The following is a 21,808-nucleotide window of genomic DNA, read 5'->3' on the forward strand; positions in this document are numbered from 1 at the left end:
CTCAGTCCACGTGGACGCAGGCGGGGCGGGATCCGCGCCCCAGAATCCAGGCGTATGACTCCGCCATCCGCGCGCCGATCGACGGCCAGCCCAGCGTGCGCCCCACATAGTCACGGCCGGCTCTTCCCATGCGACGCCGGGTTCCGGCGTCCGTGTCCGTCGCCGTCATCAGCGCATCCGTCAGGGCGTCGACGCCGTTGGGGATCCACCAGCCGGCCTTCTCGGCCTCCAGCGCCGCCCACGGCGCGCCGTGGTTGGCGATCACCGGCGTGCCCACGGCCAGCGCCTCGGCGACCGTCACGCCGAAATTCTCCGTGGGACTGGGCAGGACGCAGATCGACGCCTCGCGGAGCGCCTCGAACTTGCCGTCTCCCCAGGCGGACCCCGCGAACTCCACGCGCGGGATCGCCGTGGCCGCGATCCGCGCCTCCAGTTCCGCCCTGTGCCCGTCCTGATCCGGCCCCACGAGACGCAGACGCCAGTCGGGGCGCCGCTCATGGATGCGGTCCCAGGCCTCGATCAGGTCCATCGGCCCCTTTTCCGGGTGCAGGCGGCCCAGGAAGACGATGACCTTCGGATCGTCCGTCGGAGGGTCGCGCCACGCCGGGAGGTCGAGGCCGATCGGCAGGAAGGCGGCCGGCTGACGCAGTCCCAGCCGCCGCAGGTCCTCGATCTCGGACTCCGCCGTGACGTGAAACAGCGACGCGCGCCGCATCGCCGGCCGCTGGATCAGGGGCCACCACGCCGCCTTCAGGCGCGACCCGACGCTCATGGAATAGGCCGTCAACGTGCCCCGCGGCGACACGACGTGCGGCACGCCCCAGCGGCGCCGCGCGGCGTCCGGGTAAAGGGACGGCATCTGCCACAGGACGTGGCTGTGGGTGACGTCGACCTGGCCTTTTGCCGCCTTGTGGTTCAGCCACCGTTCCATGTCCGGCGCGCGGCCCAGCTTCCACGGGCCCTGAACGTCGAACTCATGCCGGGGAGCCGCGATCGCGCCGCCCCGGGGGTCCTTCAGGGTCAGCAGGTCCACATGCACGCCGGCGGTCCGCAGCGCGGCGCAAAGCCCCGGAATGCTGTAGGCCGGCCCGCCCGCGGCCGGATCGACGCTGCCGGCCAGATGCACGGCGCGGATCGAAGTCCGAATCTCTTCCGTCACAGCGACCCGTTGACCAGCTTCGCCGGCGGGGCTTCGCGCGTGCGCCGCGTCACCGTGGCGACGTCCTTCAGGAACAGGGTGTTGATGTGTGCGGGATCCCCGGGCCGGGCCGGCGACAGGGTCCGGCTCAGGGCGTCGTAGTGGTGCGGCGTGAACCCCAGGGCCGCCATGAGGTCGAACAGCTCGGCGTCGGTGACGCCATAGCGCTCTCCGCTGCCGTTCGTCTCCATGACGACGGCCAGGACGTCCTCGCTGCCCAACGTCCGCGCGCCGCCCGTCAGGACGGCCTTCTCGAAACCCTCGACGTCGATCTTGGCGACGATGGGCCCGTCTCGGTCGGGCATCGCGTCGTCCAGCCGCACCACGCGCACCTCCACGGTGTCGTCGTCCGGATAGTCGTCCGGCGCGACGAAGTTCATGCTGTCGAGGGTCGTGGTGAACCTCAGGACCCCCGCGGCGTCGCCGACGCCGCATTGGCGGGCCTCGAACCTGTCCGTCGCGTCGTTGACGATCAGGTTGCGTCTCAGTCGATGGTGGGTGGCCGGCACCGGCTCGAAGGCGACGCCCGTCACGCCGGGAACGCTGGCGGCCAGCACCGTGTAGCTGCCCACGTTGGCCCCGATGTCCAGAAAGCGGTCGCCTGCACGCAGAAGGTGCAGCAGGAAGCCCATCTCGTCCGGTTCATCCAGGCCGCCGTACCAGTTGCCGGTCGCCCCTTCCATGCCGCGGCAGACGGCCAGGCTCGACCCGTTGGCGAAGGGCAGGATGAAATGCGCGGCAGGCAACAGGCGCACGGCGATCTGCCATCTGACGACGCGTCCGAGTGCGGCCATTCGGGCGGCGGGACTCCGTGCGTTCAGGGGGTGGCTCAGGGTCGCCTTCAGAAGCTTGAGCAGAGCGCGCACGGCGTATCCCCTCACGGCGTCCGGGCGGCGACGCCGCCGATGCGTCCGAACGTCGGGGATCGCCGGGGCGCCTTGCGCGCCTCCGACAAGGCCCACCCCATGATCAGCCAAGTGTAGAGCCCGATCCCGCCCATCGAGAAGAAGGTCATCTCGGACACATTGGTGCCCAATGCCGCCAGCGCCGCCCAGGCCACGGCCAGGCTTTCCGTTCGTGCGAGGCGCAGGATCAGCGCCAGGAAGAACGGCAGGAAGGCCAGAGCGCCGACGATGCCCGTCTCCTCCAGCACTGCGAGCACGAGGTTCGCCTTTTCCGTCGCCGCGCCCACCGGCAGGCCGGTCACGGGGTCTATCACCACGTTCAGCGCGTGAGTGGCGCTGTTCGACACGCCGAACCCGATGCCGAAGATCGGGCTGCTCTGGAAGTTCAGGATCTGCTGATCGGCGATGAAGCCGCGAGACGCGGCCGCGGCTCCGGTCACGGCGTCGGCGCCGGACCCCTTGAGCAGGAATTCCTGCACCGCGGCGACCATCTCGGGCGCCTTCCACACGACAAGCGGGATCAGCAGCACGAAGCCGGCCATGACCCACGACTTCGACAGTGCTCTCAGCGCCAGCGCCGCGGCGGTCTTGAAGAAGCCGGGACGCAGCAGCAGCAGCGCCAGCCCCGCCAGCACGATCGCCGCCAGCCCGGTCCGTCCCCGCGTGAGCCAGAGCGACCCGAAGGAAATCAGAAACAGCCCGATGACCACCGCCCGGCCGCGGCCCTCGGCCGAGAAGGCCTGCACCGCGCTCCATGCGACCACCGGCGCCAGAAAGACGGCGAAGCCCTGCGGGTGGTTCAGCACGCCCTGAAAGCCTTGTCCGTCGCGCAGGAAGCCGATCGACGGGATGACGAAGGTCGGGACTGACAGCACGACCACCGCCAGCCACAGGCCCTTTATCCATGACGACGCGGGACGTCCCTGCGCCCTCAGTTGGGCGAAGCCCAGCGTGACGGCGGCCGTCACCGTGGTGAAGCTGATGGCCTTGAACAGCGACACGTCCCGCACCTGGCTGAACAGCACCGACACCGTCAGCAGCACCGCGGCGTAAGGAAGGAAGAAGGCCGGCAGTCGGCTCAAGGCCTGACCGCGCGACATGAGCGCGTCGAGCAGGATGCGGCCGCATGCCAGCATCACGGCGCCCCACGCGAAAATCTCGAACGCGCCCGAGCCTGCGACCAGACCCGGGTTGGCCAGACGCAAGATCATGACGACGATCAGCGCGCCGATCGCCATTCGGGTGGAAATCAGCGCCGCCGCACCGGCCGCCAGCGCCAGGCCGGTCTGTGCATTGGGAGCCTGCAACGCGACCAGGGCAGCCGTGACGACGCCAACGAACACAAAGGCGTTGCGCCGGTCCGCCGACGCCGCGTCGACCGGCGGAGGCGCCGTATGGCCGAAGTTGAAGCTCGCGCCTGTCATGCTCATGACTTCAGAGCAGTCCCGTGTTCCCGACCGCCGGCATCCGTCTCGACGTCACCCCGCCTCCACTGCGGGAGAAAGACGACGCTGACAAGGCGGCCGGCGGCCTCAGGCCTTGACCACGTGGGGCAGGGGGTCGCGATAACGGCCGCGCGCGTCGACGATCAGCGACGCGTGGTCACGGATCACGTCGTAGTCGAACTTGTCGTGATCCGTGGCGATCAGGACGCAGTCCCACCGGCCAAGCGTCGCGGCGTCCGCCGCCACGCTCTCCAGATCAAAGTGGTGCTCGCGCATGGGCGGAAACACCGGCACGTGCGGGTCGCTGTAGGCCACTTCGGCGCCCAGATCGCGCAGCTTCTCCATCAGCACGACCGACGGGCTCTCACGCATGTCGTCGACGTTCTTCTTGTAGGCGATGCCCAAGACCAGGATCCGGCTTCCGCGCACGGATTTCTGGCGGTCGTTCAGCGCGGCCGTCACCTTTGCGACAACGTAGTCCGGCATCGCCGAGTTGACCTCGCCCGCCAGTTCGATGAACCGGGTGTGCACGCCGTACTCGCGCGCCTTCCACGTCAGATAGAAGGGGTCGATGGGAATGCAGTGACCGCCCAGCCCCGGACCCGGCTGATACGGCACGAAGCCGAAGGGTTTGGTCGCGGCCGCGGCGATGACCTCATGAATGTCGATGCCCATGCGGTCGGCAACGATCTTCATCTCGTTGACCAGCCCGATGTTCACCGCGCGGTGGATGTTCTCCAGCAGCTTGGTCAGCTCCGCCGCGCGCGTCGAGCTGACGGGCACGACCTGGTCGATGACCTGGTCATACAGCGCGACGCCCGCCTTCAGGCAGGCCGGGGTCGCGCCGCCGCAGACCTTCGGGATGGACCGGGTGGAGAAGTGCGCGTTGCCGGGGTCTTCCCGCTCGGGCGAATAGACCAGGAAGGCGGTTTCGCCGATCGTCAGCCCGCGCGCCGCGATCCGGGGTCCCAGCTCCTCGTCGGTCGTGCCGGGGTAGGTGGTGCTTTCCAGCGCCATGACCTGTCCGGGCCGCATGTGCGGCACCAGGCTTTCCACCGTGTTCACGACGAAGCTCAGGTCCGGCTCGCGGTATTTGTTCAGCGGCGTCGGCACGCACAGGATCAGGGCGTCGCACTCGGCGGCGCGCGAGAAGTCCGTCGTGGCCTCGAAGCCCGATTGCCGCATCGTCGCGATGTCGGCGTCCGGAATGTGCTCGATCAGGCTCTTGCCGTCGTTCAGCCGGCGCACCTTGTCCGGCGCGATGTCGAAGCCGACGACGCGATAGCCGACCTCGCAGTAGCGACGCGACAGCGGCAGGCCGACATAGCCCAGTCCGACCACGCCGATGACCGCGTCGCGATCGCGCAGGCGCGTGAGAAGATCGTCCAGAACGGTCATCGTGGCTTCCGGTTACCGAGGTCGGGGCTGATACCCCGCGGCGGCATGAATGAGAAGGCTGGGCCTCAGGCCCGCCCGATGGAGGCATAGCGGAAGCCGCGCGCCCGCATTTCGTCGGCGCGATACACATTGCGCAGGTCGACCATGACGGGGGCCGCCATCGTCAGCTTGACCCGGTCCAGGTCGAGGGCGCGGAACTGGTCCCATTCCGTCACGATCACCGCCGCGTGGGCGCCGGCGACGGCGTCGTACGGGCCTTCGCAGAAGGTCAGGCCGGCCAGAAGCTTGCCGGCCTCGTGCATGCCCTCGGGGTCGAACGCCTGCACCGTCGCGCCCGCGGCGGTCAGCGCGGGGACGAGGTCCAGCGCCGGGCTGTCGCGCATGTCGTCCGTGTTGGGTTTGAAGGTCAGGCCCAGCACGCCGACGGTCTTGCCCTGAAGGTCGCCGCCCACGGCTTCGCGAACGCGATCGACCATCGACTTCTTGCGGGCGTCGTTGACCTCGACGGTGGTCTCGACCAGTCGCACGGGCGCGCCCGCCTCGCGCGCCGTCTGCACCAGCGCCAGGGTGTCCTTGGGGAAGCAGCTGCCGCCGTAGCCGGGCCCGGCATGCAGGAATTTTGATCCGATGCGGTTGTCCAGCCCGATGCCGCGCGCGACCTGCTGCACGTCGGCCCCGACCTTTTCGCACAGGTCCGCCATCTCGTTGATGAAGGTGATCTTCATCGCCAGGAAGGCGTTGGCCGCATATTTGATCAGCTCCGACGTCCGCCGGGCCGTGAACAGCAGCGGGCTCTCGTTCAGATTCAGCGGGCGGTACAGCTCCGACATCACCGCTCGGGCGCGGGCGCCGGCGGGTCCCTCCGGGTCGTCGACGCCGATGACCACCCGGTCGGGGCGCTTGAAGTCGCCGATGGCGGCGCCCTCACGCAGAAACTCGGGATTGGACACCACGGCGAAGTCGGCGTCGGGATTGGCCTTGCGGATGATGGCCTCGACCTCGTCGCCGGTGCCGACCGGCACGGTCGACTTGGTGACCACGACGGTGAAGCCCTGGATCAGCCCGGCGATCTCCTCGGCGGCGGCCTGCACGTACGACAGGTCGGCGTGGCCTCCGCCGCGCCGCGTCGGCGTGCCCACCGCGATGAAGACGGCGTCGGCCTGCCGGATCGCCTCGGCGCCGTCGACGGTGAAGAACAGCCGGCCGTCGCGGACGTTGGCGGCGACCAGATCCTCCAGCCCCGGCTCGTAGATCGGCATCTCACCGGCCTCGAGCCGCGCGATCTTCGGCGCGTCCTTGTCGATGCAGGTGACCACATGGCCGAAATCGGCGAAACAGGCGCCAGAGACCAGCCCGACGTAGCCCGTTCCGATCATCGCCACGCGCATGCGCTCGCCCCCTTCAGGTCCGGGCGCCTCGTTAGCGGCACGGGCCGCGCAAGACCAGAGCCGAACCGTTGCCGGAGTGCGGAGTTTTGATGACGAAGGTCCGCATCGCGGGAGTCGCGGCGTGAGCGTCGTCCCCGTCATCCTGTGCGGCGGCGGCGGCACGCGCCTGTGGCCCGCGTCCACGCCGCAAAGGCCGAAGGGGCTGATGTCGGTGGGCGGCCGCAGCCTGCTGGGCGCGACGCTGGATCGTTGCCGCGGGCTGTCCGACGCCCCCGCCGTGGTCGTCGCCGCCGCCGACCACGCAGACGCCGTGCGCGCCCTGCTGGCCTCCCGCCACGATCCGGCTGAGCTTCTGCTCGAGACCGCGCCGCGCGACACGGCGCCCGCCATGCTGGCCGGCGCCCGCCTGGCCGCCGCCCGCGATCCGGAAACCGTCGTCGCCCTCCTGCCCTGCGATCACCACGTGGGGGACGAGGCGGCGTTCCGCGCCGCCCTGCGCCAGGCCGGCGAGATGGCCCGCGACGGCCGCCTCGTGCTGCTGGGCGTGACGCCCGACCGGCCGTCCCCGGCCTACGGTCACATCCGGCCGCAGCGGCCGGGACCGTCTCCGGTTCAGGCCTTCGTCGAAAAGCCCGATCCCGCCGGCGCCGCCCGGCTGACGGCAGAAGGTTGCCTCTGGAACGCAGGCATCCTCGTGGCCCGCGCCGACGTGCTGTGGGCCGAGGCGCAGCGGCACGCGCCCGAGGTCGCCCGCGCCGTCGCCGACGCCGTTACCGGACCCGGGCGCCTCGGCCCGGCGTTCGCCGCCTCGCCGCGCATCTCCATGGACTACGCCGTGCTGGAGAAGACGGACCGCGCGTGGGTCCTGCCGGTCGACTTCGGCTGGTCCGATCTGGGTGCATGGGACGCCGTGGCCGCTCATGCGCCATCCGCCCCGTTCCGGGGCGTCGACGCCGACGGCGCCTGGGTCCAGGCGCCGGACGGCGTGCAGGTCGCCGTGGTGGGCCTGCCCGACGTGATCGTCGTGGTCGAGGACGGCGCCGTTCTGGTCTGCGCCCGAGACGCCGCCCAGCAGGTGCGGCGCGTCGCCGATCAGTCCTGAGGCCTCAGCCATCCCAGCAGAGGCGTCAACAGAGGCGAAACCGCCCAGCCGATCCCGGCCCCGGCCGCGTCGGCGATCAGGTCCAGCAGACTGCGCTCGCGCCCGACCCACTCCTGAACCACCTCCACAGCCGCGCCGATCGCGACCGCCAGCAGCGCCGCGCCCAACCGGTTCCCCCACACCGGCCCGACCTGCAGCGCCAGGGTGATGGCCAGAAAGCCGAGCAGGTGCCAGACCTTGTCGGCATAGGCTTCCGGCCCCGGCACGCGGACCTGCGGCGTCAGCATCAGGATCATGAGCAGCAGGATCCCGCCCCAGGCGGCGGCACGGACGAGCAGGCGCATGCCGCCCGACTAGCACGCGCGCCGCATTGAATCCTCACGCGCGAACGTGCATCGAGTGCGCGACATGTTCGGCGGTCTGTTTCGTAAATCCCCTCCCGCGGCGACGCCCGCCACGGACGTCCGCGTCCCGCGCGCGGGGCCCGACGGGGCGGTGGTGTGGGCCATAGGCGACGTCCACGGCTGCCTGGACCTGCTGGACGGGCTGCTGCAGGCGATCATCGGCGACGCCGACGTCGACGACCGCCCGCGCACGCTGATCTTCCTCGGCGACTACGTCGACCGCGGGCCGGATTCGCGCGGCGTCGTCGACCGCCTCATCCAGATCGCCGACATGCCCGATGTGGACGCCCGCTTCATCCGCGGCAATCACGAGGACAAGATGCACGAGTTCCTCGACGATCCGTCGGTCGGGGCCACCTGGTGCGAATACGGCGGCGACGCGGCCCTGGCATCGTACGGGCTTCAGCCGCCCGCCATGCGCCACCGGCGCGAAGGCTGGGTCGCGCTTTCGGCGGACCTGTCGCACAAGCTTGGCCCCCGCGGCCGGCGATTTCTGGAGCAGCTGGAGCCCAGCGTCACCTTGGGCGGCTATTTCTTCTGTCACGCAGGGGCGCTGCCGGGCGTTCCCCTGGATCAGCAGGCCGAGCGGGATCTCATGTGGATTCGCGGCCGCTTCCTGAACGACGACCAGGCCTTCGACCGCGTCGTCGTCCACGGCCACACCCCGACGGACGTTCCCCACGTCGATCACCGACGCATCGGCGTCGACACCGGCGCCTATGCGACCGGCGTGCTGACGGCGCTGCGCATAGACGGCCGGCACGAGCGCTTCGTCCAGGCGGTGCGGGGGACGGACGGTCAGGTGACGATCCGCGACTGGACCGCCCCGGCGCCGGCCCCGACGCCCGTCGCCGCATGAACCGTAACGCTTGTTGGCGCCGTTCCGCTGGCCCATGTAGGGTCCGGGGCGATCGGAGACGGCAGACTTGACCTTCGTGTGCGGCCCACGGATGCGGAACTCGCTGGCGACGCGCGCGGCCCTGCTGGACGCGGCGGTCAAGCGGTTCGCGCGCGACGGCTACGACGACGTCGGCATGCGCGACGTGGCCGGCGACGTCGGCATCGATGCGGCCCTGGTCGTCCGGTACTTCGGCTCCAAGGAGCAGCTGTTCGAGGCGGCGATCGACGCCTGTTTCGACGGCGAACATTTCTGGGAGGGCGATCGCGCGGACTTCGGTCGCCGCATCGCCGACCAGCTGGTCTTCGGCGCCGCGAAGAAGCCCGGCAAGATGCAGGGCCTGTCGATAATCCTGCGCTCCCTGGGCTCCGCCAAGGCGATCGAGGTGGTCCAGAGATCCTGCGTGAAGGATTTCATGCAGCCCCTGACCGACTGGCTGGGCGGGCACGACGCGCCCGTCCGCGCCCGCCTCATGGCCGGGCTCCTCATGGGCATGTCCATCGGTCGCGAGATGACGGGGGGCACCCAGACGCTGTCCCCCGAGCACTGCGACCTTCTGCGCGACCGTCTCGCCGGGCTGCTTCAGTCACTGGCGGACGGCTGACTTGAGCCCTCCGCACGGCCCGCTATAAGGGCCGCCAGATTCCGTTTCGCCCAGGACCCGACGACATGGCCGACCCGCACGCTTCCGGCGATCACTCCTACCATCGCGGTTCGCAGGAGATCTCCGAGCAGGTCTCGACCTTCCACCTCGTCATGCTGCTGACCAAGTGGGGTTCGCTGGGCGTGGTGTCAGTGATCCTTTTCACGACCCTGATCCTGTCGACGGGCAACTTCTTCACCTCGGCCATCGCGTCGACCCTCCTGCTGATCGTCGGCATCTTCCTGCTGCGCGAGAAGAAGAAGGCGCACTGAGCGCCCTTTTGACGGCCCTTCACAAACCGGCCTAACGTCCTTCCCTGACCTGAGGGGAGGGGATTCGCTTGACCGTCGCCCTGGCCGTGACCCGCGAGCGCCGCGACGGCGAAACCCGCTGCGCCGTCACTCCCGACACTGTGAAAAAGCTGGCCGCGCTGGGCTGCACCGTGACGGTCGAGGCCGGGGCCGGGCAGGGGTCCTCCATTCCGGACTCCGAGTTCACCGCGGCCGGCGCGACCGTCGCCGCCGACACCAAGGCCGTCCTGTCCCACGCCGACGTCCTGCTCAAGGTGCGCGGTCCCACGGCGCAGGAGATCAGCGCGCTGAAGCCCGGCGCCGTGGTCGTCGCCCTGCTGGACGCCTACCGCGAGAAGGACACGGTCGCCGCCCTGGCCAAGGCCGGCACCACCGCCTTCGCCATGGAGTTCGTGCCCCGCATCACCCGCGCCCAGGTCATGGACGCCCTGTCGTCCCAGGCCAATCTGGCCGGCTATCGCGCGGTGATCGAGGCGGCGCACAGCTACGGCCGCGGCTTCCCGATGATGATGACCGCCGCCGGCACCGTCGCCGCCGCCAAGGTGTTCGTCATGGGCGCGGGCGTCGCGGGCCTTCAGGCCATCGCCACGGCGCGCCGTCTGGGCGCCGTCGTCACCGCCACCGACGTTCGTCCGGCCGCCAAGGAACAGGTCGAAAGCCTCGGCGCCAAGTTCGTCGCGGTGGAGGACGAGGAGTTCAAGGCCGCCGAGACCGCCGCCGGCTACGCCAGGCCCATGTCGCCGGAGTATCAGGCCAAACAGGCCGAGCTGACCGCGTCCCACATCGTCAAGCAGGACGTGGTGATCACCACCGCCCTGATCCCCGGCCGCCCCGCGCCGCGCCTGATCACCGCCGCACACGTCGCCTCCATGAAGCCCGGTTCGGTCATCGTCGATCTGGCCGTCGAGAACGGCGGCAACGTCGAGGGCGCGAAGCTCGGCGAGACCGTCACCACGCCCAACGGCGTCCAGATCGTCGGCTGGGCCAACCTTCCGGGCCGCATCGCCTCCGACGCCAGCGCCCTCTACGCCCGCAACCTGACCGCCTTCCTCGGCCTGCTGGTCAAGGACGGCGCCCTGACCGTCGACCTCGATGATGAAATCCTCAAGGCCGCCGTCGTCACCCACGGCGGGGCGGTGGCGCACGAAGGAGTGAAGGGCTGATGGAACACGTCGATCCCACCGTCTTCCGCCTGGCCATCTTCGTGCTGGCCATCTTCGTCGGCTACTACGTCGTCTGGTCGGTGACGCCCGCGCTGCACACGCCGCTGATGGCCGTGACCAACGCCATCTCCAGCGTCATCGTCGTCGGCGGCCTGATCGCCGCGGCCGCCCTGTCCGGCGACGCCACGGGCGCGAACGCCTGGATCGCCAAGGGCGCCGGCGTCGCCGCCGTGACCCTGGCAAGCGTCAACATCTTCGGCGGCTTCATGGTCACCCGCCGCATGCTGGCCATGTACCGCAAGAAGGAACGGCCGAAGGCATGACGCTGGACCCCGTCCGTCTTGCCGTCGGCGCCGCCTGGCTGTCCGCCGTGGGCGGCCTGGGCCTGTGGGTCTGGATGGCTTGGCGCTGCGACTGCGCCATCACCCGCATGCGCCTGTATGACTGCGGCGTGGTGCTGGTCTTCTCGGCCGTTCTGACCTGGCTGCTGGTCAAGACCGATCCGATGAACGCCTTCGACTGGGCCATGGTCTTCCTCGGCCCCCTGTTCATCGCCGCCGCCCTGTGGCGACTGAACCGCACGCGCATGGGTCGATAGAATGAGGAGAGGGGCGGCATGAACGCTTCCGTCGCGGCCCTGGCCTATCTGGCCTCCGGCGTCCTGTTCATCCTCAGTCTGCGCGGCCTCTCCAGTCCGGAGACCAGCCGGCGGGGCAACACCTTCGGCATGATCGGCATGGCCATCGCCGCGGTCGTCGCCCTCGGCACGGTGTGGAGCACCGGCGCGCTGGATCCGCTGACGCTCGGCCTGATCGCCGGCGGGGTGATCGTCGGCGGCGGGGCGGGCGCCCTGATCGCCGCGCGGGTGCAGATGACCCAGATGCCCCAGCTGGTCGCCGCCTTTCACAGCCTCGTCGGCATGGCCGCCTGTCTGGTCGCCGTCGGCGCCGTCTACGCGCCCGACGCCTTCGGCATCGCCACGGCCGACGGCGGCATCAAGACCCTGTCGATCGTCGAGCTCAGCCTCGGCGTCGCCATCGGCGCCGTGACCTTCACCGGCTCGGTGATCGCCTTCGCCAAGCTGAACGGCAACATGTCGGGCGCGCCGATCCTCCTGCCCGCGCGGCACCTGATCAACATCGGCCTCGCCCTCGGCATGGTGCTGCTGATCGGCATCATGGTCGGCTCGGGCGGGACCGCGACATGGGCCTTCTGGGGCGTCTTCCTGATCGCGCTGGTCCTGGGCGCGACCCTGATCATCCCCATCGGCGGCGCCGACATGCCGGTCGTCGTGTCGATGCTGAACTCCTACTCCGGCTGGGCCGCCGCCGCGCTCGGCTTCACGCTGGAGAACATCGCCCTGATCATCACCGGCGCCCTGGTGGGCAGCTCCGGCGCGATCCTCAGCTACATCATGTGCAAGGGGATGAACCGCAGCTTCTTCTCGGTGATCCTGGGCGGCTTCGGCGGCGACGCGGCGGCGGGCGGCGAGGGCCGGGTCGAGACCCGCCCGGTCAAGCAGGGCTCGGCCGACGACGCCGCCTTCATCATGAAGAACGCCTCCAAGGTCATCATCGTCCCCGGCTACGGCATGGCGGTGGCCCAGGCCCAGCACGCCCTGCGCGAAATGGCCGACAAGCTGAAGGAGGAGGGGGTCGAGGTGAAATACGCCATCCACCCCGTCGCCGGCCGCATGCCGGGCCACATGAACGTGCTCCTGGCCGAAGCCAACGTCCCCTATGACGAGGTCTTCGAGCTGGAAGACATCAACGCCGAGTTCGCCAGCTGCGACGTCGCCTTCGTCATCGGCGCAAACGACGTCACCAACCCGGCCGCCAAGACGGACCCCACCAGCGCCATCTACGGCATGCCCATCCTGGACGTGGAGAAGGCCGGCACCGTTCTGTTCGTCAAACGCGGCATGGCCGCCGGCTACGCGGGCGTCGAGAACGAACTCTTCTTCCGCGACAACACCATGATGCTCTTCGCCGACGCCAAGAAGATGGTCGAGGGGATCGTGAAGGGGCTCTAGATGGCGACCGAACCCAAGACCCGCCCCACCGACGTCCCAGCGGCCGATTTCATCGCCTCCATCGAGCATCCGACGCGCCGCGCCGATGCGGAGGTGGTGTGCCGCATGCTGGAGGAGGTTTCGGGCCAGCCGCCCGTCATGTGGGGCGACGCCATCATCGGCTTCGGAACCTACCGCAGCTCGACCGGAGACTGGCCGCGCATCGGCTTTTCGCCGCGCAAGGCCAACCTGTCGCTCTATGTCCTGTCGGGCTCGCCGGACGTCGCGCCGCTGCTGGCGAAGCTGGGCAAGCACAAGACCTCGGTCGCCTGCCTGTACGTCAACAGGCTGTCGGACGTCGATCCGGACGTCCTGCGCGAACTGGCCGCCACCACCTGGGCCGCGATGGCGCGGAAATACCCGGCCTAGCCGCGCCCCTCATAGGCGTCGAAGAACGGCTTCAGCTTGTCCTCATAGCGCTTCCACGCCGTCGCCGACTTTGAATACAGCGGCTTCCTCACCTGGGCGAAGCTGGCCGTGGTCACAGCCCGGTCGGTCTTGTGGAAGTCCTTCACCTGGTCCTCCCAGGGCAGGCCCACGTGGTCCAGGATCTTGCGCATCCACGCGTCCGGATCGGCCACCAGCTCCTCATAGGGCACGGTCAGCAACGTGCCGGCCGGCAGCACCTTCGACCAGTGCGCCCACAGCCGGTCCTCGCCCCGGAAATGCCGGCCGATGTGCTCCAGCGACCGGGCCCAGTCCACGCCCTTGGCGAAGCGGGTGCGGAAGCACGACCAGGCGATGCCCGCCGGGTGACGTCTCAGCCAGATGAATTTCGCGTTCGGCAGACACTGATGGATCAGACCCAGAATCCGCGTGTGGTTCAGCGTCTTGTCGACCACCCGTCCTTCCTTGCCGAAACGCTCGTCCAGCAGGTGCAGGTAGGATCGGCCGATCCTGCCCGGCATCGCCGCGCCTCCCGGCCCCCCGAACGCTTCGGCCACCGAGCGCGGGTCCTGGCTCGGCAGCTTCATCGCCGCATGGCGGAACATCTGCACCTCGGCTCCGTCGTGCACCTGCGAATGGCTGACCAGTATCTGCTCGACCAGCGTCGTCCCCGAGCGCGGCAGGCCCAGCACGAAGATCGGCCGGTCGCTGTCGCAGTCGGAGCGCGGCAGGCTCTTCATGAAGATTTCGTCCCAGACCCCGGTCACGTCGTCCACGAACCGATCCGCCTCGTCCGGACGATAGGTGCTGTCCGGCATCTGCAGCCGCCCGGCCTCCGTGAAGGCTTCGAAGGACCGGTCCGCCTGCCCGGCGTCGTCATAGGCTTTGCCCAGCGCGAAGAGCAGCACGACCCGGCTCATCCGCCGGTCCGGCGCATGGCCGATGCGGGCCAGCAGGGCTTCCATCGCCGGAATGTCCGGGTCGTCCGCCGTGAAGGTCTTGATGCCCGCCAGCACCGACCAGGCGTTCTCCGCCCCCATGGCCACCGTCGGCAGGGCCAGAATGCGGCGCAGGATCGCCGTCGCCTCACCCTCCTCACCGAACTGCACGTGGATGGTCGCGAGGAAGTGCAGGGCGGAGGGGTCGTTCGGACGGTCGCGAACCAGCGCCAGCGCCTCCCGCCGCGCCTCCTCCGTCCGCCCGTTCTGGCTCAGCAAGTTCGCATACGCCTGCCGGTGCTCGGCCGTCGGCGACGCCGCGATGGCGAGCCTCGCGGCGGCAAGGGCGATGTTCACCTCGCCGATGGTGTCCGCCATGCGCGACACGGACATCCACTTGGGGCCCAGCGGCGGAGCCGCCTGCAGCGCCCGGCCAAGAAGGGCGGCGCAAGCGTCTCTTTCCCGCGCCTTGAAGGCCTCGACTGCGGCATTCACGGCTTGTCCGCCGTCGAGGGTCTGGATCGCGTCCGTCATCACCTCCGGCTAGCCGGGCGCAGGGCGGCGGGCAAGGCCCGGATCACGCGGCCATCCGCAACGGTTCGGCGTCCGCGGCGTGGAAGGCCGCGCGGCCCTCGTCCCACAGGGCGTCCTCTTCGGTCCAGCGGGCGGCGGCGCGGCGATCGATCACGTCCACCACCTGCTCCTCCAGCCGATCCCAGATGACGGCGAGGTCGCTGGACCGGCCTTCGCAGGGCACGATCATGTAGCGGGCTTCGGCGACGGCGGCGTGGGGCTGGAAGGCGGTCATTTCGGTTGTCCTGCACGGGGCGACTTGTCGATGGGATCATTATGGTGCAGCGTTGCGTCAGAAACGGTCGTAGCTTTCAGGGGCGCCCATGCGGCACGAAAAAGCGGGTCTGGTCATCGAACTCGCCCGGCGCATGGCGGCCAGCGCCGAGGGTCTGACGCTGGACGAGATGGCGCAGGAGCTGGGCGTGGGCCGCCGCACCGTCGAGCGCATGCGCGACGCCGTCATGTCCTTGTATCCCCTGGCCGAGGAGGTGTCGGACCCGCCGACCAAGCGCTGGCGCATCCGCGGGGGCCTGAACGGTTTCGAGCAGGCCCCGACCATGCCGGAACTGGTCGAGCTTTCCCGCGCGGCCCAAGGCTTGCGCGCGACGGACGAACCCGCCCGCGCCGCGGCGCTGGAAAGCCTCGAGCGCAAGATAAAGGCCGCCATGCGCGCCTCGGTCCTGACCCGCATCGCGCCGGATCAGGAGGCGCTGATGCGCGCCGAGACCCTCGCCGTCCAGGCCGGACCGCGCCCGTCGTCGGACGAGGCCATGCTGGCCGAGATCCGGCAGGCCGTGCTGGCGCAACGGCCGCTGGGCTTCACCTACAGCCGCCCGGGGGCCGAGGCGCGGCGCCGCACCGTCGCGCCCTGCGGCCTGATGTTCGGCCGCGCCAACTACCTCGTCGCCGCCGACCTCACGACGTCGAAGGTTCAGACCTTCCGCCTCGACCGCATGGCCGCCGTCCGGGCGGAGGAGGGGACCGCCGCTCCGCCCGCCGACTTCGACCTCGGCGCCTTCGCCGCCCGCAGCTTCGGCATCTACCAGGACGCGGTCGAGGACGTGGTTCTGAAGGTCGCGCCCGGCGAGAAGGCCGAAGAGGCCCGCGCCTGGCGCTGGCACCCCACCCAGACGCTGGAGGACCAGTCCGACGGCGGCGTGATCGTCCGCTTCACCGCATCCGGCATGCGCGAACTCGCCTGGCACCTGTTCACCTGGTCGGGCTCGGTCACCATCCTCGCGCCGGAGCGGCTGAAGCAGGTGATGGCGGATGAACTGGCGGCGGCGCAGGCGACGTTAGGCTGACCGGAACGTCTCCTCCGTCCGCAGGCGAGGGTGGCCGCGTCCGGCCAGCGACGCCTGGTATGGTACCCGGCAAGCGCCCGCGTGATCGCCTTGCTCCCAGCCGCGGCACGTGCAGGATCGGGGCATGTCCGTCGCCCTCGCCATCTCCATCGTCCTCGTCGCCGGCGCGCCCGACCCCGTGGCGGTCGCCGACGTTTCCGCCGTCCTCGGCAAGGGTTGGTGGTGCACCTGGGACGCCGAAGAGAACGGTTGCTCGGCCATTCAGCGCTATGATTTCGCGCGCAAGGAAATCTACGTCTGCACAGGCACCGACGTCGCCTGGTTCCGGGTCGCGACCGGCTGGGCCGACGACGGCCTGGCCACGGCCGAGGACGCGCGCCCCCTGATCGAATCCCTGCAGGCCCGCGCCGACGCGCACGGCGCCCGCCTGATCAAGTTCTGCTGGACCTCGTCGTTCAAGCTGGACGAGCGGGGAGTGTGCCAGCGTCCGTGGTCGACGACCGACCGGCCGACCATGCGTCTGTCCCGCAACGGCGCGTGGTCCAGCGAGGACGACGTCCTCATTCCGGAGGACGAGGCGGAGGTCTACTACCGCTTCTGGCCTGCCGCATTCGACGAGATGGTCGCCGGCATTCCGGCGACCGCCCTTTCGGACCCGGCTGTGAAGAGCTTCGTGGCGGTGCAGACCGCCGAAATCCGATGCGAGACCTACGCGCGATCCGACGCGGGCGTCCTGACTCGATCCAGCGGCACGGCAGGCCAGGTCTACGTCGATGAAATGCGCCCCCTCGCTCGCCCCGAGGACGGGGTGATGGTCCAGCGCCTCGAATGAAACACGGCGTGCCGCTGTGGCCACGTCCGGATCTGGCGCAGCGGCGTCGCATGCTGCGCGCATGACTGACGCGACGCTCACCGGCCCGATCTTCGGCGACGACCTGTGGGACGTCGCCCGCCAGCTCTACGACGCGGGGCTGCCCGCTCGTGAAATCTGTGAAGATCTCGGCCTCGCCACCGCCACCTTCTGGCGCCGGGCCCGACAGGACGGTTGGCTCCGGCGCGACCGTCGGGTCGAAGCGCCCGCGCCCCTCGATCTCGAGGCCCCGATCCAGGCCAGCTCAGACGCCGCCGACAAGGCGTGGCGCCGCATGACCCAGGCGCTGGAGGCCGGGCGCGCCATGGAGGCGCTCCGCTGGCGGCGCCTGCATGAGGCCCTTGCCGACGGCGAGGCCCGCGCGGCGTCCCGGACCCAGCGGGAGGCGCGCGAACAGCTCGACCGTCTCAGCGGCGCGGCGAAGCTGATCGAGGCGCAGGCCAAGGCCGCGCTGCGGCTCCGCCACGCCGAGGAGGGTGAGCGCGCCGACGACTGGTGATGGAAATGAGAGTCTTTTTTATTCGGACTCTCACTCTCACCCCGTCCTGAACGGATACGGGCTCACCGACTTGGCCCAGTCATCGACCGCCAGCGGCCGGTCCAGCGGCGGGGCGGCGCGTTCGGCGCAGGGGTGGCGCGGGCACAGGCGGCAGGCCGGTCCGATCGGCGTTACCTGCGGGGCAGCCAGATCCAGCCCGCGCGCGGCGGCCAGCCGGGGCGCGTGTCGAAGCTCGCACCCCAGACCGATCGCCAGGTCCTGCCCTTCGCCGAACCCGTCATGACCCTGCCGATCCACCGTCCGCGCCATCGTGAACCAACGCTGCCCGTCCGGCGTCTCGACGATCTGCGTCACCATGCGGCCCGGCGTCCTGAACGCGCTGTGCAGCCGCCAACGCGCGCACGACCCGCCGAACCGGGCGAAGGGGAAGGCGTCGGCCGCATACCGCTTGGACACGTTGCCCGCCTGGTCCACCCGCATCAGGAAGAAGGGCACGCCCCGCGCTCCGGGCCGCGACAGCGTCGTCAGCCGGTGCGCCGCCTGTTCATAGCTGACCCCGAACCGCGCCTGAAGCCGGCCGAGGTCGTACCCGGTCGCCTCCGCCAGGGCGTGGAAGGCGCCGTAAGGCATCAGAACGGCCGCGGCCAGGGTGTTGGTCAGCGCCGTCTTCAGCAGCCGCCCTGCGCCGTCGTCGGGCGGGTTCGCCGCTGTGACCATGGCTTCGAGTTGCGGGCCGTGTTCTGTCAGGGCCAGCTGATAGGCGACGGCGAAGGCCCGCGACGATGGCCCCAGCGTCTCGGCCAGCAGCAGGCGGTTCCGGTGCGGGTCGAACCGGCGGGTCCACTCCACCATCACCTCGGCCGGCACGGTGCGGACGGTCAGGTCATGCCGCGCTCTCAACCGTGCGCGGGCGCGTGCCTCGAAGGGTTCGCCCGGGGTCTCGACCTCCAGCGCCGCCGCCAGCGCCTCGCCCATCCCGTCAAGTTCGGGGAAGAAGTTGCGCCTCTGCTGGACATGCTCGCGCACCCAGTCGGCGGGGCCTTCCACGGCCTCCTGCCCCAGGGTCGCCTGCGCCGTGCGCCGCGCATCGTGGGCCCGGAACAGCCGCAGCAACGCCTCGGCCAGGGCCGGCTGGTCGTCGATCAACTGTACGATTTCGTGGCGCGGCACCTCCAGCCCCGCCAGCACCGGATCCGCCAGCGCCTCGCGCACCTGCGCCTCGTCCACGGCCCCGTCGCGGCCCAGCGCCCGGAGGTCGACGTCGTAGGTCTCGGCAAGGCGCAGCAGCAGCTGCGCCGACACGGCGCGCTGGTTGCGCTCGACGTGGTTCAGATAGCTCGGCGAAACGCCCAGGTCGGCGGCCATCGCGGTCTGGGTCAGCCGCAGATCCCGACGCAGCCGCTTCAGCCGGCCGCCCAGAAACAGTTTCTTGTCCGCGTCCATGTCCCCTGATGTCACATCATGACTTAACAAGCGATGTCGCAAAGTGTCTAAAAGACTTCATTGGGTCGGTGGTCGCGGTGTCATTCGTGACCGACGCGTGTTCCTCTCTGGACCAGGCCGCATCCCGCGGCGCCGCGAGCTGAACCATGACCGACTTCACCGACCTCGTCCCCGCGCCGCAAGGGCGCTTCGACGGCATCGAGCGGCCCTACACCGCCGAGGACGTCCTGCGTCTGCGCGGCTCGGTGCCGATCACCCACACCCTGGCCGAGCGTGGCGCCAACAAGCTGTGGGAGCTGCTGCGCACCGAGGACTACGTGAACGCGCTCGGCGCCGTCACCGGCAACCAGGCCATGCAGATGGTCCGCGCGGGGCTGAAGGCCATCTACCTGTCGGGCTGGCAGGTCGCGGCCGACGCCAACACGGCCGGCGCCATGTATCCGGACCAGTCCCTGTATCCCGCCAACGCCGCTCCCGAGCTGTGCCGCCGCATCAACCGCACGCTGCAGCGGGCGGACCAGATCGAGCACGCCGAGGGCGGCGCGCAGCGCGACTGGTTCGTGCCGATCGTCGCCGACGCCGAGGCCGGCTTCGGCGGACCGCTGAACAGCTTCGAGATCATGAAGGCCTTCATCGAGGCGGGCGCCGCCGGCGTGCATTTCGAGGATCAGCTGGCGTCCGAGAAGAAGTGCGGCCATCTGGGCGGCAAGGTGCTGATCCCCACCGCGCAGCATGAGCGCAATCTGGTGGCGGCCCGTCTGGCCGCCGATGTGATGGGCACCGCCACCCTGACCGTCGCGCGCACCGACGCCGAGTCGGCCCAGCTGATCACGTCCGACGTCGACGAGCGCGACCACCCCTTCATCGACCGCGACGACCGCACGGTGGAGGGCTTCTACCGCCTGAAGGCCGGAACCGGCCTGGATCACTGCATCGCCCGCGGGCTGGCCTACGCCAGGGTCGCCGACGTCCTGTGGTGGGAGACCAGCCACCCCGATCTTGACGACGCCCGCCGCTTCGCCGAGGCGATCCAGAAGGAGCACCCCGGCAAGCTGATGGCCTACAACTGCTCGCCCAGCTTCAACTGGGAGGCCAAACTGGACAAGGACACGATCGCCAAGTTCCAGCGCGAGCTGGGGGCCATGGGCTACAAGTTCCAGTTCGTCACCCTGGCCGGCTTCCACAGCCTGAACAACGGTATGTTCGAGCTGGCCTCCGGTTACCGCGACCGCGGCATGGCGGCCTATTCCGAGCTGCAGCAGCGCGAGTTCGCGAACGAGGCCGCCGGCTACACCGCCACCCGCCACCAGCGCGAGGTCGGCACCGGCTACTTCGACGCCGTCGCCACCGTCATCTCGCAGGGCCGGTCCTCCACGACCGCGCTCAAGGACTCCACCGAGGCCGCCCAGTTCGCGGCCGCCCACTGATCAGGAGACAGCCATGGAACCGCTCAGCAACCCCACCGCCATCATCGACTTCTGCCTGGCCCCCCTGGCCCTGCAGGACGGCACCGAGGCCGAGCGTGAGGTGCGTCGCCGCCTCGAACATGTCCTCAAGACCTTCCGCGCCAAGGCGACCCAGCCGGTCAGCGTCGACTTCTCGTCCATGCCCAGCCAGGTCATCAACGAGGCCGCGCACGGCTACGAATGACGCCTCAGGTTTGCCGACGGCGCATCGTCAGATAGGCTGGTTCGAGTCTTGGAGGGGTCTCGCATGCGGACTGGTCGGTTTTTGACGCTCGTCATCGGGGTCCTCGCGTTGGGAGGATGCGAAACGCTCAGCGAGCCGAGCATCCTCAGTTCTACCGTCAAAGTGCAGGCCACATCGGGCCCAATGGTGGGCGCGCTGATCCGGACCGATCTGACGCAGGACATGCTTGGCGGGATGACCTACCGGGAACGGGCGGTCAACTACAGCGGCGTGCCCGTCTGCGCCCGCGTTCTGCTGCTCTCGACCAATGCGTCCAACTATTCGTACGGCGGCACGCACCTCGTGCCTGTCGGCGCGACGGTGGAGCTCGGATATGCCGACAACGGCGCCACGCTGGAATATGACCTCTGGCAGCCGAACGCGTCAGGCGTTTGCGGCTATCCTTAAGGCTCCCGAACGCGCCTCAGGCGAAGGCGAACAGCAGGCGGCCGTGTCCCATGCGCTCGCGCAGGTCCGGCAGGTCGGCGTGGGCCACCGAGAAGCAGCCGTAGCTGCGGCCCAGCTTGCCTTCGCGGGCCAGGAAGTCCGGATCGGCATAGTCCGCGCCGTGCACGATGATCGCGCGGTCGCGGGCCTTGTCGTTGGAATACTCAAGGCCGTCCAGCAGAACGTTCGGCCCCTGCGCGGGACCCCACGACGGACCCGCCGACACATACGACCCGACGGATGAGCAGTAGCTTTCCGGCACGTTCGAGAAGTTCTGGGCGTAGCCGCTGTGCGACGGGTCGGACCCGCGCCCGTGGCTGGTCCGCAGCGTCTTGACCGATCCGCCGTGCAGATCGACCTCGTACAGCCGTTCCTCCCCCGAATGGCGTTTGAAGTCGACCAGGTACATGCGGTCCCGGTTGGGGATCCGGGCGTGGTGGATGTCCAGCGCCGCCATGGCGCGCTCCATCAGTTCCTTGCGGACCACGCCGCGGGGATCGAGCGGCGGGCTGACGAACGGGTCGGCGGAGGCGATCTGAATGGCGGGAGCCGCCACCACCGGCGGCGCGACGACCTTCGCCAGCGGCGTCACCGGCTGAACCGACGACGCGGCCGACGAGCAGCCGGCCAGCAGGGCGGACCCGCCCAGTATCATTCCTCGCCTCGACACCCGCATGCGACGCCCTCGTAGCGGTTACACTGACTGTGTCCGAACATTTCAAAGCCGGCCG

The 21,808-nt window shown here is 69.7% G+C and carries 25 protein-coding genes; 15 read left to right on the top strand and 10 right to left on the bottom strand.

Features of this window, described 5'->3' with window-relative positions; genetic code table 11:
- Position 1: 1 nt before the first annotated feature.
- The 5 genes from VGR32_RS00650 to VGR32_RS00670 all read right to left on the bottom strand — a co-directional run bounded on the left by VGR32_RS00650 (position 2) and on the right by VGR32_RS00670 (position 6,334).
- The gene (locus tag VGR32_RS00650) at positions 2 to 1,159 is read right to left on the bottom strand and encodes a glycosyltransferase (protein ID WP_327447017.1); all 1,158 of its coding nucleotides are present in this window, start codon (positions 1,157 to 1,159) and stop codon (positions 2 to 4) included.
- Positions 1,156 to 1,992, bottom strand: coding sequence for an FkbM family methyltransferase (locus VGR32_RS00655; protein WP_327447019.1), 837 nt, complete (start codon positions 1,990 to 1,992; stop codon positions 1,156 to 1,158). Before VGR32_RS00655 ends, VGR32_RS00650 begins: the two co-directional genes overlap by 4 nt.
- An 83-nt stretch (positions 1,993 to 2,075) precedes the next feature.
- Positions 2,076 to 3,533 (bottom strand): O-antigen ligase family protein, encoded by a 1,458-nt coding sequence (locus VGR32_RS00660; protein WP_327447021.1) that lies wholly within the window; start codon positions 3,531 to 3,533, stop codon positions 2,076 to 2,078.
- Between the two features lie 102 nt (positions 3,534 to 3,635).
- Positions 3,636 to 4,946: a nucleotide sugar dehydrogenase gene (locus VGR32_RS00665; RefSeq protein WP_327447023.1), complete on the bottom strand. Its 1,311-nt coding sequence runs from the start codon at positions 4,944 to 4,946 to the stop codon at positions 3,636 to 3,638.
- A gap of 65 nt (positions 4,947 to 5,011) precedes the next feature.
- Positions 5,012 to 6,334, bottom strand: coding sequence for a UDP-glucose/GDP-mannose dehydrogenase family protein (locus VGR32_RS00670; protein ID WP_327447025.1), 1,323 nt, complete (start codon positions 6,332 to 6,334; stop codon positions 5,012 to 5,014).
- 121 nt (positions 6,335 to 6,455) lie between these two features.
- Between VGR32_RS00670 and VGR32_RS00675 the strand changes: the two genes are divergently transcribed.
- The gene (locus VGR32_RS00675; protein ID WP_327447027.1) at positions 6,456 to 7,436 is read left to right on the top strand and encodes a mannose-1-phosphate guanylyltransferase; all 981 of its coding nucleotides are present in this window, start codon (positions 6,456 to 6,458) and stop codon (positions 7,434 to 7,436) included.
- On the opposite strand, the gene VGR32_RS00680 is transcribed toward VGR32_RS00675, so the two are convergent.
- Entirely contained in the window at positions 7,427 to 7,780 is a 354-nt protein-coding gene (locus VGR32_RS00680) for a hypothetical protein (RefSeq protein ID WP_327447029.1), read from the bottom strand. The two genes, VGR32_RS00675 and VGR32_RS00680, sit on opposite strands and share 10 nt — an antisense overlap.
- 64 nt (positions 7,781 to 7,844) lie before the next feature.
- Here VGR32_RS00680 and VGR32_RS00685 point away from each other — a divergent pair, with 64 nt between their 5' ends.
- The 8 genes from VGR32_RS00685 to VGR32_RS00720 all read left to right on the top strand — a co-directional run bounded on the left by VGR32_RS00685 (position 7,845) and on the right by VGR32_RS00720 (position 13,295).
- Positions 7,845 to 8,699: a metallophosphoesterase gene (locus VGR32_RS00685; protein WP_327447490.1), complete on the top strand. Its 855-nt coding sequence runs from the start codon at positions 7,845 to 7,847 to the stop codon at positions 8,697 to 8,699.
- Between the two features lie 76 nt (positions 8,700 to 8,775).
- Positions 8,776 to 9,342, top strand: a complete 567-nt coding sequence (locus VGR32_RS00690; protein ID WP_327447492.1) for a TetR/AcrR family transcriptional regulator — start codon at positions 8,776 to 8,778, stop codon at positions 9,340 to 9,342.
- 65 nt (positions 9,343 to 9,407) lie between these two features.
- Positions 9,408 to 9,653 (top strand): aa3-type cytochrome c oxidase subunit IV, encoded by a 246-nt coding sequence (locus VGR32_RS00695; protein ID WP_327447031.1) that lies wholly within the window; start codon positions 9,408 to 9,410, stop codon positions 9,651 to 9,653.
- 68 nt (positions 9,654 to 9,721) lie between these two features.
- Positions 9,722 to 10,855 carry a Re/Si-specific NAD(P)(+) transhydrogenase subunit alpha gene (locus VGR32_RS00700; protein ID WP_327447033.1) on the top strand — a complete coding sequence of 378 codons (1,134 nt, stop codon included), beginning with the start codon at positions 9,722 to 9,724 and terminating at the stop codon, positions 10,853 to 10,855.
- The gene (locus tag VGR32_RS00705; protein WP_327447036.1) at positions 10,855 to 11,178 is read left to right on the top strand and encodes an NAD(P) transhydrogenase subunit alpha; all 324 of its coding nucleotides are present in this window, start codon (positions 10,855 to 10,857) and stop codon (positions 11,176 to 11,178) included. Before VGR32_RS00700 ends, VGR32_RS00705 begins: the two co-directional genes overlap by 1 nt.
- Positions 11,175 to 11,453: a hypothetical protein gene (locus VGR32_RS00710; RefSeq protein WP_327447038.1), complete on the top strand. Its 279-nt coding sequence runs from the start codon at positions 11,175 to 11,177 to the stop codon at positions 11,451 to 11,453. The genes VGR32_RS00705 and VGR32_RS00710 overlap by 4 nt, the downstream gene beginning before the upstream one ends.
- Before the next feature lie 18 nt (positions 11,454 to 11,471).
- Positions 11,472 to 12,887, top strand: coding sequence for an NAD(P)(+) transhydrogenase (Re/Si-specific) subunit beta (locus VGR32_RS00715; RefSeq protein WP_327447040.1), 1,416 nt, complete (start codon positions 11,472 to 11,474; stop codon positions 12,885 to 12,887).
- Positions 12,888 to 13,295 (top strand): DUF1801 domain-containing protein, encoded by a 408-nt coding sequence (locus VGR32_RS00720; RefSeq protein WP_327447042.1) that lies wholly within the window; start codon positions 12,888 to 12,890, stop codon positions 13,293 to 13,295.
- Here VGR32_RS00720 and VGR32_RS00725 read toward each other — a convergent pair.
- The gene (locus tag VGR32_RS00725; RefSeq protein WP_327447044.1) at positions 13,292 to 14,785 is read right to left on the bottom strand and encodes a sulfotransferase; all 1,494 of its coding nucleotides are present in this window, start codon (positions 14,783 to 14,785) and stop codon (positions 13,292 to 13,294) included. The two genes, VGR32_RS00720 and VGR32_RS00725, sit on opposite strands and share 4 nt — an antisense overlap.
- A gap of 43 nt (positions 14,786 to 14,828) precedes the next feature.
- Complete coding sequence (locus VGR32_RS00730; protein WP_327447046.1) at positions 14,829 to 15,059, bottom strand: hypothetical protein; 231 nt, start codon at positions 15,057 to 15,059, stop codon at positions 14,829 to 14,831.
- An 88-nt stretch (positions 15,060 to 15,147) separates the two neighbouring features.
- Between VGR32_RS00730 and VGR32_RS00735 the strand changes: the two genes are divergently transcribed.
- From VGR32_RS00735 to VGR32_RS00745, 3 genes are all read left to right on the top strand, one after another.
- Positions 15,148 to 16,128 (top strand): WYL domain-containing protein, encoded by a 981-nt coding sequence (locus VGR32_RS00735; protein WP_327447048.1) that lies wholly within the window; start codon positions 15,148 to 15,150, stop codon positions 16,126 to 16,128.
- 124 nt (positions 16,129 to 16,252) lie between these two features.
- A complete protein-coding gene (locus VGR32_RS00740; protein WP_327447049.1) occupies positions 16,253 to 16,960 on the top strand; it encodes a hypothetical protein in 708 nt (235 codons plus the stop codon).
- A gap of 61 nt (positions 16,961 to 17,021) precedes the next feature.
- A complete protein-coding gene (locus VGR32_RS00745; RefSeq protein ID WP_327447050.1) occupies positions 17,022 to 17,498 on the top strand; it encodes a hypothetical protein in 477 nt (158 codons plus the stop codon).
- A 36-nt stretch (positions 17,499 to 17,534) separates the two neighbouring features.
- On the opposite strand, the gene VGR32_RS00750 is transcribed toward VGR32_RS00745, so the two are convergent.
- Positions 17,535 to 18,941, bottom strand: coding sequence for a helix-turn-helix domain-containing protein (locus VGR32_RS00750; protein WP_327447051.1), 1,407 nt, complete (start codon positions 18,939 to 18,941; stop codon positions 17,535 to 17,537).
- Between the two features lie 146 nt (positions 18,942 to 19,087).
- Here VGR32_RS00750 and aceA point away from each other — a divergent pair, with 146 nt between their 5' ends.
- The 3 genes from aceA to VGR32_RS00765 all read left to right on the top strand — a co-directional run bounded on the left by aceA (position 19,088) and on the right by VGR32_RS00765 (position 21,038).
- Positions 19,088 to 20,368 carry an isocitrate lyase gene (aceA, locus tag VGR32_RS00755; RefSeq protein WP_327447052.1) on the top strand — a complete coding sequence of 427 codons (1,281 nt, stop codon included), beginning with the start codon at positions 19,088 to 19,090 and terminating at the stop codon, positions 20,366 to 20,368.
- Between the two features lie 13 nt (positions 20,369 to 20,381).
- Positions 20,382 to 20,591, top strand: coding sequence for a hypothetical protein (locus VGR32_RS00760; RefSeq protein ID WP_327447053.1), 210 nt, complete (start codon positions 20,382 to 20,384; stop codon positions 20,589 to 20,591).
- Positions 20,592 to 20,753: 162 nt separating this feature from the next.
- Complete coding sequence (locus VGR32_RS00765; protein ID WP_327447054.1) at positions 20,754 to 21,038, top strand: hypothetical protein; 285 nt, start codon at positions 20,754 to 20,756, stop codon at positions 21,036 to 21,038.
- A 16-nt stretch (positions 21,039 to 21,054) separates the two neighbouring features.
- On the opposite strand, the gene VGR32_RS00770 is transcribed toward VGR32_RS00765, so the two are convergent.
- On the bottom strand, positions 21,055 to 21,732 hold the full coding sequence (locus VGR32_RS00770; RefSeq protein WP_327447055.1) for a murein L,D-transpeptidase catalytic domain-containing protein: 678 nt from the start codon (positions 21,730 to 21,732) through the stop codon (positions 21,055 to 21,057).
- Positions 21,733 to 21,808: the final 76 nt, after the last annotated feature.

Origin of the sequence: Brevundimonas sp. (genome assembly GCF_035935935.1) — a bacterium.
Taxonomy (GTDB): domain Bacteria; phylum Pseudomonadota; class Alphaproteobacteria; order Caulobacterales; family Caulobacteraceae; genus Brevundimonas.

What these genes read in the sequence shown, in the direction of transcription:
- VGR32_RS00655 (WP_327447019.1), bottom strand. Translation starts at nt 1,992, where the DNA reads ATGGCCGCACTCGGACGCGTCGTCAGATGGCAGATCGCCGTGCGCCTG.
- VGR32_RS00660 (WP_327447021.1), bottom strand. Translation starts at nt 3,533, where the DNA reads ATGAGCATGACAGGCGCGAGCTTCAACTTCGGCCATACGGCGCCTCCG.
- VGR32_RS00665 (WP_327447023.1), bottom strand. Translation starts at nt 4,946, where the DNA reads ATGACCGTTCTGGACGATCTTCTCACGCGCCTGCGCGATCGCGACGCG.
- VGR32_RS00670 (WP_327447025.1), bottom strand. Translation starts at nt 6,334, where the DNA reads ATGCGCGTGGCGATGATCGGAACGGGCTACGTCGGGCTGGTCTCTGGC.
- VGR32_RS00680 (WP_327447029.1), bottom strand. Translation starts at nt 7,780, where the DNA reads ATGCGCCTGCTCGTCCGTGCCGCCGCCTGGGGCGGGATCCTGCTGCTC.
- VGR32_RS00685 (WP_327447490.1), top strand. Translation starts at nt 7,845, where the DNA reads ATGTTCGGCGGTCTGTTTCGTAAATCCCCTCCCGCGGCGACGCCCGCC.
- VGR32_RS00695 (WP_327447031.1), top strand. Translation starts at nt 9,408, where the DNA reads ATGGCCGACCCGCACGCTTCCGGCGATCACTCCTACCATCGCGGTTCG.
- VGR32_RS00705 (WP_327447036.1), top strand. Translation starts at nt 10,855, where the DNA reads ATGGAACACGTCGATCCCACCGTCTTCCGCCTGGCCATCTTCGTGCTG.
- VGR32_RS00710 (WP_327447038.1), top strand. Translation starts at nt 11,175, where the DNA reads ATGACGCTGGACCCCGTCCGTCTTGCCGTCGGCGCCGCCTGGCTGTCC.
- VGR32_RS00715 (WP_327447040.1), top strand. Translation starts at nt 11,472, where the DNA reads ATGAACGCTTCCGTCGCGGCCCTGGCCTATCTGGCCTCCGGCGTCCTG.
- VGR32_RS00720 (WP_327447042.1), top strand. Translation starts at nt 12,888, where the DNA reads ATGGCGACCGAACCCAAGACCCGCCCCACCGACGTCCCAGCGGCCGAT.
- VGR32_RS00725 (WP_327447044.1), bottom strand. Translation starts at nt 14,785, where the DNA reads ATGACGGACGCGATCCAGACCCTCGACGGCGGACAAGCCGTGAATGCC.
- VGR32_RS00730 (WP_327447046.1), bottom strand. Translation starts at nt 15,059, where the DNA reads ATGACCGCCTTCCAGCCCCACGCCGCCGTCGCCGAAGCCCGCTACATG.
- VGR32_RS00735 (WP_327447048.1), top strand. Translation starts at nt 15,148, where the DNA reads ATGCGGCACGAAAAAGCGGGTCTGGTCATCGAACTCGCCCGGCGCATG.
- VGR32_RS00740 (WP_327447049.1), top strand. Translation starts at nt 16,253, where the DNA reads ATGTCCGTCGCCCTCGCCATCTCCATCGTCCTCGTCGCCGGCGCGCCC.
- VGR32_RS00745 (WP_327447050.1), top strand. Translation starts at nt 17,022, where the DNA reads ATGACTGACGCGACGCTCACCGGCCCGATCTTCGGCGACGACCTGTGG.
- VGR32_RS00750 (WP_327447051.1), bottom strand. Translation starts at nt 18,941, where the DNA reads ATGGACGCGGACAAGAAACTGTTTCTGGGCGGCCGGCTGAAGCGGCTG.
- aceA (WP_327447052.1), top strand. Translation starts at nt 19,088, where the DNA reads ATGACCGACTTCACCGACCTCGTCCCCGCGCCGCAAGGGCGCTTCGAC.
- VGR32_RS00760 (WP_327447053.1), top strand. Translation starts at nt 20,382, where the DNA reads ATGGAACCGCTCAGCAACCCCACCGCCATCATCGACTTCTGCCTGGCC.
- VGR32_RS00770 (WP_327447055.1), bottom strand. Translation starts at nt 21,732, where the DNA reads ATGATACTGGGCGGGTCCGCCCTGCTGGCCGGCTGCTCGTCGGCCGCG.